Annotated in this window: 14 protein-coding genes; 13 read left to right on the top strand and 1 reads right to left on the bottom strand. The window is 70.0% G+C overall.

The window, feature by feature from the left end; translation table 11 throughout:
- Positions 1-83 precede the first annotated feature (83 nt).
- From hpnC to RNB18_RS24540, 13 genes are all read left to right on the top strand, one after another.
- Positions 84-986 carry a squalene synthase HpnC gene (gene hpnC, locus RNB18_RS24600; RefSeq protein WP_311716273.1) on the top strand — a complete coding sequence of 301 codons (903 nt, stop codon included), beginning with the start codon at positions 84-86 and terminating at the stop codon, positions 984-986.
- Positions 983-1,933 (top strand): presqualene diphosphate synthase HpnD, encoded by a 951-nt coding sequence (gene hpnD / locus RNB18_RS24595; RefSeq protein ID WP_311716272.1) that lies wholly within the window; start codon positions 983-985, stop codon positions 1,931-1,933. Before hpnC ends, hpnD begins: the two co-directional genes overlap by 4 nt.
- A complete protein-coding gene (locus RNB18_RS24590) occupies positions 1,933-2,073 on the top strand; it encodes a DUF6380 family protein (protein WP_311716271.1) in 141 nt (46 codons plus the stop codon). The genes hpnD and RNB18_RS24590 overlap by 1 nt, the downstream gene beginning before the upstream one ends.
- Positions 2,070-3,464 (top strand): hydroxysqualene dehydroxylase HpnE, encoded by a 1,395-nt coding sequence (gene hpnE / locus RNB18_RS24585; RefSeq protein ID WP_311716270.1) that lies wholly within the window; start codon positions 2,070-2,072, stop codon positions 3,462-3,464. The genes RNB18_RS24590 and hpnE overlap by 4 nt, the downstream gene beginning before the upstream one ends.
- 71 nt (positions 3,465-3,535) lie before the next feature.
- On the top strand, positions 3,536-4,600 hold the full coding sequence (locus tag RNB18_RS24580) for a polyprenyl synthetase family protein (RefSeq protein WP_311716401.1): 1,065 nt from the start codon (positions 3,536-3,538) through the stop codon (positions 4,598-4,600).
- Between the two features lie 121 nt (positions 4,601-4,721).
- Complete coding sequence (gene shc / locus RNB18_RS24575) at positions 4,722-6,713, top strand: squalene--hopene cyclase (RefSeq protein WP_311716269.1); 1,992 nt, start codon at positions 4,722-4,724, stop codon at positions 6,711-6,713.
- Positions 6,713-7,354 carry a phosphorylase family protein gene (locus RNB18_RS24570; protein WP_311716268.1) on the top strand — a complete coding sequence of 214 codons (642 nt, stop codon included), beginning with the start codon at positions 6,713-6,715 and terminating at the stop codon, positions 7,352-7,354. The genes shc and RNB18_RS24570 overlap by 1 nt, the downstream gene beginning before the upstream one ends.
- 5 nt (positions 7,355-7,359) lie before the next feature.
- Complete coding sequence (gene hpnH / locus RNB18_RS24565) at positions 7,360-8,382, top strand: adenosyl-hopene transferase HpnH (protein WP_311716267.1); 1,023 nt, start codon at positions 7,360-7,362, stop codon at positions 8,380-8,382.
- A gap of 4 nt (positions 8,383-8,386) precedes the next feature.
- Positions 8,387-9,544, top strand: coding sequence for a flavodoxin-dependent (E)-4-hydroxy-3-methylbut-2-enyl-diphosphate synthase (gene ispG, locus RNB18_RS24560; RefSeq protein WP_057610206.1), 1,158 nt, complete (start codon positions 8,387-8,389; stop codon positions 9,542-9,544).
- A 27-nt stretch (positions 9,545-9,571) separates the two neighbouring features.
- Positions 9,572-11,470, top strand: coding sequence for a 1-deoxy-D-xylulose-5-phosphate synthase (dxs, locus tag RNB18_RS24555; RefSeq protein ID WP_311716266.1), 1,899 nt, complete (start codon positions 9,572-9,574; stop codon positions 11,468-11,470).
- The gene (locus tag RNB18_RS24550) at positions 11,467-12,852 is read left to right on the top strand and encodes an aspartate aminotransferase family protein (RefSeq protein ID WP_311716265.1); all 1,386 of its coding nucleotides are present in this window, start codon (positions 11,467-11,469) and stop codon (positions 12,850-12,852) included. The genes dxs and RNB18_RS24550 overlap by 4 nt, the downstream gene beginning before the upstream one ends.
- Before the next feature lie 74 nt (positions 12,853-12,926).
- On the top strand, positions 12,927-13,532 hold the full coding sequence (locus RNB18_RS24545) for a helix-turn-helix domain-containing protein (protein WP_311716264.1): 606 nt from the start codon (positions 12,927-12,929) through the stop codon (positions 13,530-13,532).
- Positions 13,529-13,651, top strand: a complete 123-nt coding sequence (locus RNB18_RS24540) for a DUF6126 family protein (RefSeq protein ID WP_311716263.1) — start codon at positions 13,529-13,531, stop codon at positions 13,649-13,651. The genes RNB18_RS24545 and RNB18_RS24540 overlap by 4 nt, the downstream gene beginning before the upstream one ends.
- A gap of 12 nt (positions 13,652-13,663) precedes the next feature.
- On the opposite strand, the gene RNB18_RS24535 is transcribed toward RNB18_RS24540, so the two are convergent.
- Complete coding sequence (locus tag RNB18_RS24535) at positions 13,664-14,461, bottom strand: tyrosine-protein phosphatase (RefSeq protein ID WP_311716262.1); 798 nt, start codon at positions 14,459-14,461, stop codon at positions 13,664-13,666.
- Positions 14,462-14,631: the final 170 nt, after the last annotated feature.

Below are 14,631 nucleotides of genomic sequence, written 5' to 3'. Positions count from 1 at the left end.
AGAACGGGAGTTGTGACGGCAATGGCGACCGAAGATCCCCAGCTCCGCCCAGCCCGTGCCGTCCCTGCCCCGGGCAGTGAGCGGTGACGGCAACCGGTACGGCGCGCGCCGGCGATCCGGAGCGCGGCACGCTCGACAAGGCCGCGGGGGAGAACTTCCCCGTGGCTCCGTTCTTCCTGCCCAAGGACTGGCGCACCGATCTCGTCGCGGTCTACGGTTTCGCCCGGCTCGTCGACGACATCGGCGACGGCGACCTGGCCCCCGGCGGAGCCGACGCGAGACTGCTCGGCGTGTCGCCCGCGGAGGCCGAGGACCGGTTGCTCCTCCTGGACGCCTTCGAGGCCGACCTGGACCGGGTCTTCGAGGGAACCCCGGGCCACCCCCTGCTGCGCCGCCTCCAGGCCACGGTCCGCCGCCGCTCGCTGACCCCCGAGCCCTTCCTCGGCCTGATCGCCGCCAACCGCCAGGACCAGCTCGTCACCCGCTACGAGACCTACGACGACCTGCTCGCCTACTGCGAGCTGTCCGCCAACCCCGTCGGCCGTCTCGTGCTCGCCGTCACCGGCACCTCGACCCCCGAGCGGATCCGTCTCTCGGACGCGATCTGCACGGCCCTCCAGATCGTCGAACACCTCCAGGACGTCGCCGAGGACCTCGGCCGCGACCGGATCTATCTGCCCGCCGAGGACATGAAGCGCTTTCACGTCCAGGAAGCGGATCTCGCCGCGAAAACCGCGGGCGCATCGGTGCGCGCTCTGGTTGCATACGAATCACAACGCGCCCGCGAACTCCTGAATGAAGGCGCCCCCCTGGTGCGTAGCGTCCACGGCAGACTGAAGCTGCTGCTCGCAGGGTTCGTGGCGGGGGGAAGGGCGGCGCTCCGTGCGATCGCCGCCGCAGAACACGACGTACTTCCCGGCCCGCCCAAGCCCGGCAGGCTCCAGCTGCTGCGCGAGGTGGGCGTCACTCTGCGAGGAGAGGGGTGATCCGGACCGTGGAGTCACCACCGCATGTGTCCGCACCGGTACTCGCCGCCTACAGCTACTGCGAGACCGTGACCGGACAGCAGGCGCGCAACTTCGCGTACGGCATCAGGCTGCTGCCCACGTCCAAGCGGCGTGCGATGTCGGCGCTCTACGCGTTCTCACGGCGCGTCGACGACATCGGCGACGGCGCGCTGGCGGACGACGTGAAGACCGCGAGACTCGAGGACACCCGGGCGATGCTGACCCGGGTGCGGGAAGGCTCGGTCGACGAGGACGACACCGATCCGGTGGCCGTCGCCCTCGCCCATGCCGCAGAGACCTTCCCGATCCCGCTGGGCGGCCTGGACGAGCTGATCGACGGCGTCCTGATGGACGTACGCGGCGAGAGCTACGAGACCTGGGACGACCTGAAGGTGTACTGCCGGTGTGTGGCGGGCGCCATCGGACGGCTCTCGCTCGGTGTGTTCGGCACCGAACCGGGGGCGCGCGCCGGCGAACGCGCGCCGGAGTATGCCGACACGCTCGGTCTTGCGCTCCAGCTCACCAACATCCTCAGAGACGTCCGCGAGGACGCCGAGGGCGGACGCATCTATCTGCCCGCCGACGACCTCGCGAAGTTCGGCTGCTCGGCCGGCTTCAAGGGGCCGAAACCACCGGAGGGCGCCGACTTCGCGGGCCTCGTGCACTTCGAAGTGCGACGGGCCCGCGCCCTTTTCGCCGAGGGCTACCGGCTGCTCCCGATGCTCGACCGGCGCAGCGGTGCCTGTGTCGCCGCCATGGCCGGCATCTACCGCCGTCTGCTCGACCGCATCGAGCGCGACCCCGAGGCGGTGCTGCGCGGCCGGGTCTCGCTGCCCGGACGCGAGAAGGCGTACGTCGCCGTCCGCGGCCTGTCGGGCCTGGACGCACGGCATGTGACGCGCCAGGCCGTCAGGAGGCGCGCCTGATGGACAATTCGGTCCAAGGTGATGCCACCGGAGAAAAGTGGCACGCAACCCTCCGCTCGAGGACGGCGTCCCTGACTGCAACGGCCGGCCGTGCACCGTTCAAGCACCACGGCGTCCGCGCAGGGGAGGGTGTGCGATGACCGACGGGCAGCAGTCCGGGCGGGACGCCGTCGTGATCGGCGGTGGGCTCGCCGGAATCACGGCCGCGCTCGCGCTTGCCGACGCCGGGGTGCGTGTCACCCTGCTCGAAGGCAGACCACGCCTGGGCGGGCTCGCCTTCTCCTTCCAGCGCGGCGAACTGACCGTCGACAACGGACAGCACGTCTACCTGCGCTGCTGCACCGCCTACCGCTGGTTCCTCGACCGCATCGAGGGAACGGCGCTGGCGCCGCTGCAGAATCGCCTCGACGTGCCCGTGCTCGACGTGGCCCGGCCCGAGGGCCGACGGCTCGGCAGACTGCGGCGCGACGCGCTGCCGGTGCCCCTGCATCTGGGGCGCAGCCTCGCGACCTATCCACATCTCTCACTCGCCGAGCGGGCCAGGGTGGGGCGTGCCGCGCTCGCGCTCAAGGGGCTCGACCTCGCCGATCCGAGCCTGGACGCACAGGACTTCGGCAGCTGGCTGACCGCGCACGGTCAGTCGGCGCGTGCCGTCGAGGCCCTGTGGGACCTGGTCGGGGTCGCCACCCTCAACGCGGTCGCGGGCGACGCCTCGCTGGCGCTCGCCGCGATGGTGTTCAAGACCGGTCTGCTGTCCGACCCGGGCGCGGCCGACATCGGCTGGGCGCACGTCCCGCTCGGTGAACTGCATGACCGGCTCGCCCGCAAGGCGCTCGACTCCGCGGGCGTGCGTACCGAGGTCCGTACACGCGTCACCTCCATCTCTACTGACGAGAACGGCACTTGGAGCGTTCAGGTTCCCGGGGAGACGCTCCGGGCCGACGCGGTGGTCCTCGCCGTCGCCCAGGACGAGGCGTGTGACCTGCTGCCGGAGGGCGCGCTGGACGCCCCGGAAAATCTTCGGGACATCGGCACCGCGCCGATCCTCAACGTCCATGTCGTCTACGACCGCAAGGTGCTCGACAAGCCGTTCTTCGCGGCCCTCGGCACCCCGGTGCAGTGGGTCTTCGACCGCACCGCCGCCTCCGGGCTGCGCGAGGGCCAGTACCTCGCCCTGTCCCAGTCGGCCGCGCACGACGAGATCGACGAGCCGGTGGCCGCGCTGCGCGAGCGCTATCTGCCCGAGCTGGAGCGGCTGCTTCCGCTCGCGCGCGGCGCCGAGGTGAAGGACTTCTTCGTGACCCGGGAGCGCACGGCGACGTTCGCTCCGGCCCCCGGCGTCGGACGGCTGCGGCCCGGTGCCCGTACGAAAGCCCCCGGCCTCTACCTGGCCGGCGCGTGGACCGCCACAGGGTGGCCCGCGACCATGGAGAGTGCGGTCCGCAGCGGTGTGAGTGCGGCGGACGCCGCTCTCGCCGCCCTGGGCCGGCCCCGCCCCGCCCGCCTCTTCGAGTTCGAGGAGGCCGCGTGATGCTCGATCAGCACGGCGCGTCAGGCCCCAGCACCTCCGGTACCGCAACAAGAGGAGAGACCGTGCCCACTGTGCCCCCGGCAGAGACAGCCGCTGCGAGGACCGCGGTGGACGTGACCGCGCTCCTCGAGCGCGGCCGGACCCTGGCCACACCGGAGCTGAAGGCGGCCGTCGACCGTCTGGCACCCCCGATGGACACCGTTTCCGCCTACCACTTCGGCTGGATCGACGCCCAGGGCAACCCCGCGGACGGGGACGGCGGCAAGGCCGTGCGCCCCGCCCTCGCGGTGCTCTCGGCCGAGGTCACAGGCGCCCCGCCGGAGACCGGCATCCCCGGCGCCGTCGCCGTCGAACTGGTCCACAACTTCTCTCTGCTGCACGACGACCTGATGGACGGCGACGAGCAGCGCCGCCACCGCGACACCGTGTGGAAGGTGCACGGCCCCGCCCAGGCCATCCTGGTCGGCGACGCCCTGTTCGCCCTGGCCAACGAGGTCCTGCTCGAGCTCGGCACGGTCGAGGCAGGTCGCGCCACCCGCCGTCTGACCACCGCCACCCGCGCCCTGATCGACGGCCAGGCCCAGGACATCTCCTACGAGCACCGCGACCGCGTCAGCGTCGAGGAGTGCCTGGAGATGGAGGGCAACAAGACCGGCGCCCTGCTCGCCTGCGCCTCCTCCATCGGCGCGGTGCTCGGCGGCGCGGACGACCGCACCGCCGACACCCTGGAGAAGTACGGCTACCACCTCGGCCTCGCCTTCCAGGCCGTCGACGACCTCCTCGGCATCTGGGGCGACCCGGTCTCCACCGGCAAGCAGACCTGGAGCGATCTGCGCCAGCGCAAGAAGTCGCTGCCGGTCGTGGCCGCGCTCGCGGCGGGCGGTGCCGCCTCCGAGCGACTCGGCGAGATCCTCGCCGCCGACGCCAAGAGCAGCGACTTCGAGAACTTCTCCGAGGAGGAGTTCGCGGCCCGTGCCGCCCTCATCGAGGAGGCCGGAGGTCGCGAGTGGACGGCGGCGGAGGCCCGCCGTCAGCACGCCGTCGCCATCGAGGCCCTGAACGCCATTGACATGCCCGACCGGGTACGGGACCGGTTCACGGCGCTCGCCGACTTCGTCGTCGTACGAAAGAGATGATCACTATCGGTCGAATAGCCCTCGCGTAGTCGCCGGCCGGTGCTGCGAGGAAAGGAAAGGCACCGGCCGACGGCGGACCCACAGCAGAGCACCACATTGCACACTGCACGAAGGGGAAGCCATGACAGCGACGACCGACGGAAGCACCGGGGCCCTCCCGCCCCGCGCTGCCGCGGCCAGCGAAATCCACCTCGACACCCCCGTGGCGGCCGGGATACAAGAAGCCGCCGTACGTGCCGTACAGCGCGCCACCGAGCACCTGCTCGCCCGGCAGGACGCCGAGGGCTGGTGGAAGGGCGACCTCGAGACCAACGTCACGATGGACGCCGAGGACCTGCTGCTCCGTCAGTTCCTGGGTATCCGTGACGAGTCGACCACCCGTGCCGCCGCCCAGTTCATCCGCGGCGAGCAGCGCGAGGACGGCACCTGGGCCGGCTTCTACGGCGGGCCCGGCGAACTCTCCACCACCATCGAGGCGTACGTCGCTCTCCGCCTGGACGGCGACGCGCCCGACGCCCCGCACATGGCGAAGGCCTCCGCCTGGATCCGCGCTCAGGGCGGTATCGCCGCCGCCCGGGTGTTCACCCGGATCTGGCTCGCCCTGTTCGGCTGGTGGAAGTGGGAGGACCTGCCCGAACTCCCGCCGGAACTCATCTACTTCCCCCAGTGGATGCCGCTCAACATCTACGACTTCGGCTGCTGGGCCCGCCAGACCATCGTCCCGCTGACGATCGTCTCCGCGAAGCGGCCGGTCCGGCCCGCGCCCTTCCCGCTCGATGAGCTGCACATCGACCCGGCCGACCCGAACCCTGCCAAGCCCCTTGCCCCGGTGGCGAGTTGGGACGGCGCCTTCCAGCGTCTGGACAAGGCGCTGCACCAGCTGCGCAAGGTCGCCCCGCGCAGACTCCGCAGAGCAGCGATGAACAGCGCGGCCCGCTGGATCATCGAGCGGCAGGAGAACGACGGCTGCTGGGGTGGCATCCAGCCGCCGGCCGTGTACTCGGTGATCGCCCTGCACCTGGTCGGCTATGACCTGGAGCACCCGGTCATGCGGGCCGGGCTGGAGTCCCTGGACCGCTTCGCCATCTGGCGTGAGGACGGGTCCCGGATGATCGAGGCCTGCCAGTCGCCGGTGTGGGACACCTGCCTCGCCACCATCGCGCTCGCCGACGCGGGAGTGCCCGCCGACCATCCGCAGCTCGTCAAGGCGGCGGACTGGATGCTCGGCGAGGAGATCGTGCGCCCCGGCGACTGGGCGGTGAAGCGGCCTCAACTCCCGCCGGGCGGCTGGGCGTTCGAGTTCCACAACGACAACTACCCCGACATCGACGACACCGCCGAGGTCGCCCTCGCCCTGCGCCGGGTCAGGCACCACGACCCCGAACGGATCGAGAAGGCCATCGGGCGCGGAGTGCGCTGGAACCTCGGGATGCAGTCGAAGAACGGCGCGTGGGGCGCCTTCGACGTGGACAACACCAGTCCGTTCCCCAACCGGCTGCCGTTCTGCGACTTCGGCGAGGTCATCGATCCGCCGTCCGCCGACGTCACCGCGCATGTGGTGGAGATGCTGGCCGTCGAGGGGCTCGCGCACGACCCGCGCACCCGGCGGGGCATCGACTGGCTGCTCGCCGAACAGGAGCCGGACGGCTCGTGGTTCGGGCGCTGGGGCGTCAACTACGTCTACGGCACCGGCTCGGTGGTGCCCGCGCTGACGGCCGCCGGTCTGCCCGCCTCGCACCCGGCGATCCGGCGGGCCGTGGCCTGGCTGGAGAAGGTGCAGAACGACGACGGCGGCTGGGGCGAGGACCTGCGCTCCTACAAGTACGCCAAGGAGTGGAGCGGTCGCGGTGCCTCCACGGCCTCGCAGACGGCCTGGGCGCTGATGGCGCTGCTGGCCGCGGGGGAGAGGGACTCCAAGGCGGTCGAGCGGGGCATCGAGTGGCTCGCGAGCACCCAGCGCGAGGACGGATCCTGGGACGAGCCCTACTTCACCGGCACCGGTTTCCCCTGGGACTTCTCCATCAACTACCACCTCTACCGGCAGGTCTTCCCGCTCACCGCACTCGGCCGCTACGTCCATGGAGAACCGTTCTCCCGGCCCGAGGCCCTCTGATGAGCACCCGGCCCGCCAGCGCCCCGCTGCTGATCGCCTGCGCCCTCGGCATCGAGCAGCTCGCCCTGCGCACGGGAGAGCGCGGCGGGGCCGGCGGGCCGGTCACCGTGCTCCGCACGGGCATGGGCCCCAAGGCGGCGGAACGGTCCGTCACCCGCCGACTGGCCGACCCCCTGCTCGACGGGGCCGCCGTACTGGCCACCGGCTTCTGCGCGGGGCTCGCCCCCGGGATGCACCCCGGCGATCTGGTGGTCGCCGAGGAGACACGGCATCCGGACGGAACCGTTCCGTGTGTGGAGACCGACCTACTCGTCAAGGAGCTCGTACGGGCCGTACCGGGACGCACCGTGCATACCGGGCCGCTCACCGGCTCCGATCACGTCGTCCGCGGTCACGAGCGGTCGGATCTGCTCGCGACCGGCGCGATCGCGGTCGACATGGAGTCCGCGGCCACGCTCCTGAGCGCCGTGCGCGCGGGCGAGCGCCCCGTTGCGGCCGTCCGGGTGGTCGTGGACGCTCCACAGCATGAACTCGTCCGGATCGGCACGGTACGCGGTGGAATATCGGCCTTCCGTGTTCTTCGTTCCGTTCTTCCTGCTTTCTATGAATGGCACCGTTCCTTGCTGCTCCCCAGGAGGTGAGCCAGATGGCCATGCCGCTTCGCCAGACCATCAAGGTCGCTACATACTTGGCCGAACAAAAGCTCCGCAAGCGGGAGAAGTTCCCGCTGATCGTGGAGCTGGAGCCCCTCTTCGCGTGCAACCTCGCATGCGAGGGCTGCGGCAAGATCCAGCACCCCGCCGGGGTGCTCAAGCAGCGCATGCCGGTGGCCCAGGCCGTCGGGGCGGTCCTTGAGTCCGGTGCCCCGATGGTGTCCATCGCCGGCGGTGAGCCGCTGATGCACCCTCAGATCGACGAGATCGTGCGGCAGTTGGTGGCGAGGAAGAAGTACGTCTTCCTCTGCACCAACGCCATGCTGCTGCGCAAGAAGATGGACAAGTTCAAGCCCTCCCCGTACTTCGCCTTCGCCGTGCACATCGACGGGCTGCGCGAGCGGCACGACGAGTCGGTGGCGAAGGAGGGTGTGTTCGACGAGGCGGTCGAGGCGATCAAGGAGGCAAAGAAGCGCGGCTTCCGGGTCACCACCAACTCGACCTTCTTCAACACGGACACCCCGCAGACCATCATCGAGGTGCTCAACTACCTCAACGACGACCTCAAGGTCGACGAGATGATGATCTCCCCCGCCTACGCCTACGAGAAGGCGCCCGACCAGGAGCACTTCCTGGGCGTGGAACAGACCCGGGAGCTGTTCAAGAAGGCCTTCGCCGGCGGCAACCGCAAGAAGTGGCGGCTCAACCACTCCCCGCTCTTCCTGGACTTCCTGGAGGGCAAGGTCGACTTCCCGTGCACGGCGTGGGCGATCCCGAACTACTCCCTGTTCGGCTGGCAGCGGCCCTGCTACCTGATGAGCGACGGCTACGTGCCGACGTACCGCGAACTCATCGAGGAGACCGACTGGGACAAGTACGGCCGCGGCAAGGACCCGCGGTGCGCCAACTGCATGGCGCACTGCGGCTACGAGCCCACCGCCGTCCTCGCCACCATGGGCTCGCTCAAGGAATCGCTGCGCGCCATGCGCGAGACGGTCTCCGGAAACCGCGAGTAGCGCCATGACCGCCATTTCCTTGGGCGTCCCCGAGGTACCGGTCCGGCCGATCGCCGAGCGGCGCCTGTCGCGGCAGATCCACGTCGGACCGGTGGCGGTCGGGGGCGGGGCCCCGGTGTCGGTGCAGTCGATGACGACGACCCGTACGTCGGACATCGGCGCCACCCTCCAGCAGATCGCCGAACTCACCGCGTCCGGCTGCCAGATCGTCCGCGTCGCCTGTCCCACCCAGGACGACGCGGACGCCCTGGCGACCATCGCGCGCAAGTCGCAGATCCCGGTGATCGCGGACATCCACTTCCAGCCCAAGTACGTGTTCGCGGCGATCGAGGCCGGCTGCGCGGCCGTACGCGTCAATCCCGGCAACATCAAGCAGTTCGACGACAAGGTCAAGGAGATCGCGCGGGCCGCGAAGGACCACGGCACGCCGATCCGGATCGGGGTCAACGCCGGGTCGCTGGACCGCCGGCTGCTCCAGAAGTACGGCAAGGCGACCCCCGAGGCGCTGGTCGAATCGGCGTTGTGGGAAGCGTCGTTGTTCGAGGAGCACGGCTTCCGGGACATCAAGATCTCCGTCAAGCACAACGATCCCGTGGTGATGGTCAGCGCCTACACGCTGCTCGCCGAGCAGTGCGACTACCCGTTGCACCTGGGGGTCACGGAGGCCGGGCCCGCCTTCCAGGGGACGATCAAGTCGGCGGTGGCCTTCGGTGCGCTGCTCAGCAGGGGGATCGGCGACACCATCCGGGTGTCGCTGAGCGCCCCGCCGGTCGAGGAGGTCAAGGTCGGCATCCAGATCCTGGAGTCGCTGAACCTGCGGCAGCGCCGGCTGGAGATCGTGTCGTGTCCCTCCTGCGGGCGCGCGCAGGTCGACGTCTACAAGCTGGCTGACGAGGTCACGGCGGGTCTCGAGGGCATGGAGGTGCCCCTGCGGGTCGCGGTGATGGGATGTGTGGTCAACGGTCCCGGCGAGGCACGGGAGGCGGACCTCGGGGTCGCCTCCGGCAACGGCAAGGGGCAGATCTTCGTGAAGGGCGAGGTCATCAAGACCGTCCCCGAGTCGAAGATCGTGGAGACCCTCATCGAAGAGGCGATGAAGATCGCCGAGCAGATGGAGCAGGACGGCGTCGCGTCGGGGGAGCCGGCCGTCACCGTGAGTTGAACAGCACGGACCGAAGGGGGCCCGAGCGTGACCATTCTGGAGAACATCCGGGGACCACGCGACCTGAAGGCGCTGTCCGAATCGGATCTCGGTGAACTGTCCGAGGAAATCAGGGAGTTCCTGGTGCACGCGGTCGCCAGGACCGGCGGACACCTCGGGCCCAACCTGGGGGTGGTGGAACTCTCCATCGCGCTCCACCGGGTCTTCGAGTCACCGGTCGACCGCATCGTGTGGGACACCGGCCATCAGAGCTATGTGCACAAGATCCTGACGGGACGTCAGGACTTCTCCAAGCTGCGCGGCAAGGGCGGCCTGTCCGGCTACCCCTCGCGTGAGGAGTCCGAGCACGACATCGTCGAGAACAGCCACGCCTCCACCGCGCTCGGCTGGGCCGACGGGCTCGCCAAGGCCCGCCAGGTGCAGGGGGCGAAGGGGCATGTCGTCGCGGTCATCGGCGACGGCGCGCTCACCGGCGGCATGGCCTGGGAGGCGCTGAACAACATCGCGGCCGCCAAGGACCGGCCGCTGATCATCGTCGTCAACGACAACGAGCGGTCGTACTCGCCGACCATCGGCGGGCTCGCCAACCACCTGGCCACCCTGCGCACGACCGACGGCTACGAGAAGGTGCTGGCCTGGGGGAAGGACGTACTCCTCAGAACCCCGCTGGTCGGCAACACCGTCTACGAGTCCCTGCACGGCGCGAAGAAGGGCTTCAAGGACGCCTTCGCGCCGCAGGGCATGTTCGAGGACCTCGGGCTGAAGTACGTCGGCCCGATCGACGGACACGACATCGGGGCCGTGGAGTCGGCGCTGAGGCGCGCCAAGCGCTTCCACGGGCCGGTGCTCGTCCACTGCCTGACGGAGAAGGGGCGCGGTTACGAGCCCGCCCTGGCTCATGAGGAGGACCACTTCCACACCGTCGGTGTGATGGACCCCCTCACCTGTGAGCCGCTCGCGCCGTCCAACGGGCCCTCCTGGACCTCGGTGTTCGGCGACGAGATAGTCGCGATCGGCGAGGAGCGGGAGGACGTCGTGGCGATCACGGCGGCCATGCTGCACCCGGTGGGCCTCGGGAAGTTCGCGGCGCGTTTCCCGGACCGGGTGTGGGACGTCGGTATCGCCGAGCAGCACGCGGCGGTCTCCGCCGCAGGCCTCGCCACAGGTGGGCTGCATCCGGTCGTCGCCGTGTACGCGACCTTCCTGAACCGGGCCTTCGACCAGCTCCTGATGGACGTCGCCCTGCACCGCTGCGGGGTCACGTTCGTCCTGGACCGGGCCGGGGTCACGGGCGTCGACGGGGCCTCCCACAACGGCATGTGGGACATGTCGATCCTCCAGGTCGTCCCCGGACTGAGGATCGCGGCTCCTCGGGACGCCGACCAGCTGCGGGCGCAGCTGCGGGAGGCGGTCGCCGTGGACGACGCGCCGACCCTGGTGCGGTTCCCGAAGGAATCGGTGGGGCCCTCGGTGCCGGCGATCGACCGGGTCGGTGGCCTGGACGTGCTGCATCGCGGGGAGCGGCCCGAGGTGCTGCTGGTCGCCGTCGGTGTGATGGCCCCGGTGTGCCTCCAGGCCGCCGAGCTGCTGGCGGCGCGCGGTATCAACTGCACGGTGGTGGACCCGCGTTGGGTCAAGCCCGTCGACCCCTCGCTGCCGGGCCTCGCCGCGGAACACCGGCTGGTCGCCGTCGTCGAGGACAACAGCCGGGCCGCCGGAGTGGGCGCCGCCGTCGCGTTGGCGCTCGGTGACGCCGAAGTCGACGTACCCGTAAGGCGGTTCGGGATCCCGGAGCAGTTCCTCGCGCACGCCAAGCGGGGCGAGGTGCTCGCCGACATCGGTCTGACGCCGGTCGAGGTGGCGGGGCGGATCAGCGCGAGTCTGGCCGTGAAGGCACAGACCGAAGTCAGGGAGAAGGCTGAATGACCACGGAGTTCGACCTCGGCAGACTCCTGGCCGAGCGCGGAGCCGAGCGCTACGAGCTGCACGGCAGGTACCTGAACCACCAGCTCCCGCGCATGCTGCACACCATCGGCTTCGACAAGGTCTACGAGCGCGGCGAGGGCGCCTACTTCTGGGACGCGGACGGCAACGACTACCTGGACATGCTCGCCGGGTTCGGAGTCATGGGCCTGGGGCGCCACCACCCCGTCGTCCGCAAGGCACTGCACGACGTCCTCGACGCCCAGCTCGCCGACCTCACCCGCTTCGACTGCCAGCCGCTGCCCGGGCTGCTGGCCGAGAAGCTCCTCGCCCACAGCCCGCACCTGGACCGGGTCTTCTTCGGCAACAGCGGCACCGAGGCGGTGGAGACCGCTCTGAAGTTCGCCCGGTACGCCACCGGGAAGCCCAGGGTCCTGTACTGCGACCATGCCTTCCACGGGCTGACCACCGGGTCGCTGTCGGTCAACGGAGAGTCGGGCTTCCGGGACGGATTCGCGCCCCTGCTGCCCGACACCGCCGTACCTCTCGGCGATCTCGACGCACTGGCACGGGAGTTGAAGAAGGGCGACGTGGCCGCCCTGGTCGTGGAGCCGATCCAGGGCAAGGGCGTGCACGAGCCCCCGCCCGGCTATCTGCGGGCCGCGCAGGAACTGCTGCGCAAACACAAGGCGCTGCTCATCGCCGACGAGGTGCAGACCGGGCTCGGACGGACCGGGGACTTCTACGCCTACCAGCACGAGGACGGGGTCGAGCCCGACCTGGTGTGCGTGGCCAAGGCGCTCTCCGGCGGCTATGTGCCGGTCGGCGCCACCCTCGGCAAGGACTGGATCTTCAAGAAGGTCTACTCGTCGATGGACCGGGTGCTGGTGCACTCGGCGAGCTTCGGATCCAACGCCCAGGCGATGGCGGCCGGGCTCGCGGTTCTCTCGGTCATGGAGAACGAGCAGATCGTCGCGAACGCCCGCGTCACGGGCGACCTGCTGCGCTCCCGGCTCACCGCGCTGATCGACAAGTACGAGCTGCTCGCCGACGTCCGCGGCCGTGGCCTGATGATCGGCATCGAGTTCGGCAGGCCCAAGTCGCTGAAGCTGCGCAGCCGCTGGACCATGCTCCAGGCCGCGCGCAAGGGGCTGTTCGCGCAGATGGTGGTCGTCCCCCTCCTCCAGCGGCACCGGATCCTCACCCAGGTCTCCGGCGACCATCTGGAGGTCATCAAGCTGATCCCGCCGCTCGTCGTCGGGGAGAAGGAAGTGGACCGGTTCGTCGACGCCTTCACCGACGTCATGGACGACGCGCACAGCGGCAGCGGGCTGATGTGGGACTTCAGCAAGACACTGGTGAAGCAGGCGGTGGCCAACCGGTAGCGGCACGTCCTGAGGTTTTTTGCCTCTGAGGCAAGAAATTTGCCGCAGAGGCAAAGCTCCGGCTCAATGGATGTATGAGCTCTCCGGAAGCCTTCACGGAGCTGCCCTCGGTGGCTCCTCAGCTACGGGCCCTGCGCCGCCGCGCCTCCCTCACCCTGGAGGCCGCGGCCGGAGCCGCCGGGCTGTCGCCCGCCCATCTCTCCCGGCTGGAGACCGGTCAGCGCCAGCCCTCGCTGCCGATGCTGCTCGCGCTGGCCCGCATCTACGGTACGACGGTCTCGGAACTCCTCGGCGAGACGGTCGCGGAGCGGGACGCCGTCGTGCGCGCGGCCGATATGGAACCCACCGAAGCAGGCGGCTGGACATACTTCCCGGCCGGCGCGCCCGGCCGCGGGATGCAGGCCCTGCGCGTGCGGGTGCCGCACGGCTCGCAGGGCGACATCGTGCGGGTGCATCCCGGCGAGGAATGGCTCTACGTCCTCAAGGGGCGGCTCAGGCTGCGCCTCGGTGACACCACGCATCGGCTCGGCCCGGGTGACAGCGCGCACTTCGACTCGCTGACCCCGCACCGCATCGCCGCCCAGGATCCCGCCGGAGTCGAGCTCCTGTTCGTCCACACCCTGTTGCAGAGTCCCACGGCCACGCTGTGCCTGGGGCCCACCCCTGGAGAGACGCCATGAGTGACATGGAAGAGAAGTTCCCCCGCGCCCTGTGGGTGCGCCTCATCATCTATCTCGCGGTCGGCCACGTCTTCGCGGCCTTCATCTTCCTGCTCTTCGAGGTGGGAGCCGGGCAGTAGCGGTCGTACGGCTCAGTCGAGCAGCCGGTCCCGCAGCCGCTCGCGGATCTCGGGGGTCAGGCCGAGGCCCTCCTCCAGATACACCTCGACGCTGCCCCATGTCTCGTCGATGGTCTCGAAGGCCGCTGACAGATACTCGGCGCGCGCCTCGAAGAGGGGACTGAGCAGCTCCATGACCTCGGGGGAGTAGGCGTCGGCTGAGGTGCTGGTGCGGCGCACCTTGTAGCGGCGGTGCTTGGCGTTCGACTCCAGGTAGTCGGCGACGATCGCCTCGCGCTCCACGCCCAGGGCGAGCAGGGTCACCGCGATGGACAGACCCGCGCGGTCCTTGCCGGCCGCGCAGTGCATGAGGGCGGGCACGCTGTCCTCGGCGAGGGAGCGCAGCACCTGGGAGTGCTCGCCGGTGCGCTCCTTGATCATCGTGCGGTAGGAGTTGATCATCCGCTGCGCGGCCTTGCCGTCGCCGAGGAGCTCGCGGAGCTGCTCTATGTCCCCGTCGCGGACCATCTTCCAGAACCAGGTGCCCTCCGCCGGGTCGCTCAGCGGCAGGTTCACATTGGCGACGCCCGGCAGGTCGACGTCCGGGCCCTCCAGCTTCTGGTCCGCCGCGTTGCGGAAGTCGAAGATCGTGTGCAGACCCAGGGAGGCCAGGAAGGCCGCGTCGTCCTCCGTCGCGTGTGCGAGGTGACCGCTGCGGAACAGCACGCCGTAGCGCACCCGCCGTCCGTCCGCCGTCGGCAGTCCGCCCACGTCACGGAAGTTGCGGACACCTGCCAGTTCCGGTTCGGTCGACGGGATCTGCTGCGTCACGGGGGCTCCTCCCAGCCGGGCTCCGCCGACGCTGCTCGTCGACGGGCACGCTCTCGACCATACGACATGGGTTCCTGGGGCAATGAGTTGTCCACAGGGCCCGTAATGACTTGTCCACAGCCGTTGCACCGGGGCGGGTGGACATTGATGATGTTGGTGCCTGAGTGCAC

Origin of the sequence: Streptomyces doebereineriae (assembly GCF_031845645.1) — a bacterium.
In the GTDB taxonomy this organism is placed as follows: Bacteria; Actinomycetota; Actinomycetes; order Streptomycetales; family Streptomycetaceae; genus Streptomyces; species Streptomyces canus.
The sequence above is the reverse complement of the archived record's forward strand: the minus strand, read 5'-3'. Positions and strand labels throughout refer to the sequence as shown.

Excerpts from the sequence above, each read along its gene's own strand:
- RNB18_RS24590 (WP_311716271.1), top strand. The coding sequence starts at position 1,933 with ATGGACAATTCGGTCCAAGGTGATGCCACCGGAGAAAAGTGGCACGCA.
- hpnE (WP_311716270.1), top strand. The coding sequence starts at position 2,070 with ATGACCGACGGGCAGCAGTCCGGGCGGGACGCCGTCGTGATCGGCGGT.
- shc (WP_311716269.1), top strand. The coding sequence starts at position 4,722 with ATGACAGCGACGACCGACGGAAGCACCGGGGCCCTCCCGCCCCGCGCT.
- RNB18_RS24570 (WP_311716268.1), top strand. The coding sequence starts at position 6,713 with ATGAGCACCCGGCCCGCCAGCGCCCCGCTGCTGATCGCCTGCGCCCTC.
- hpnH (WP_311716267.1), top strand. The coding sequence starts at position 7,360 with ATGGCCATGCCGCTTCGCCAGACCATCAAGGTCGCTACATACTTGGCC.
- ispG (WP_057610206.1), top strand. The coding sequence starts at position 8,387 with ATGACCGCCATTTCCTTGGGCGTCCCCGAGGTACCGGTCCGGCCGATC.
- RNB18_RS24550 (WP_311716265.1), top strand. The coding sequence starts at position 11,467 with ATGACCACGGAGTTCGACCTCGGCAGACTCCTGGCCGAGCGCGGAGCC.
- RNB18_RS24545 (WP_311716264.1), top strand. The coding sequence starts at position 12,927 with ATGAGCTCTCCGGAAGCCTTCACGGAGCTGCCCTCGGTGGCTCCTCAG.
- RNB18_RS24540 (WP_311716263.1), top strand. The coding sequence starts at position 13,529 with ATGAGTGACATGGAAGAGAAGTTCCCCCGCGCCCTGTGGGTGCGCCTC.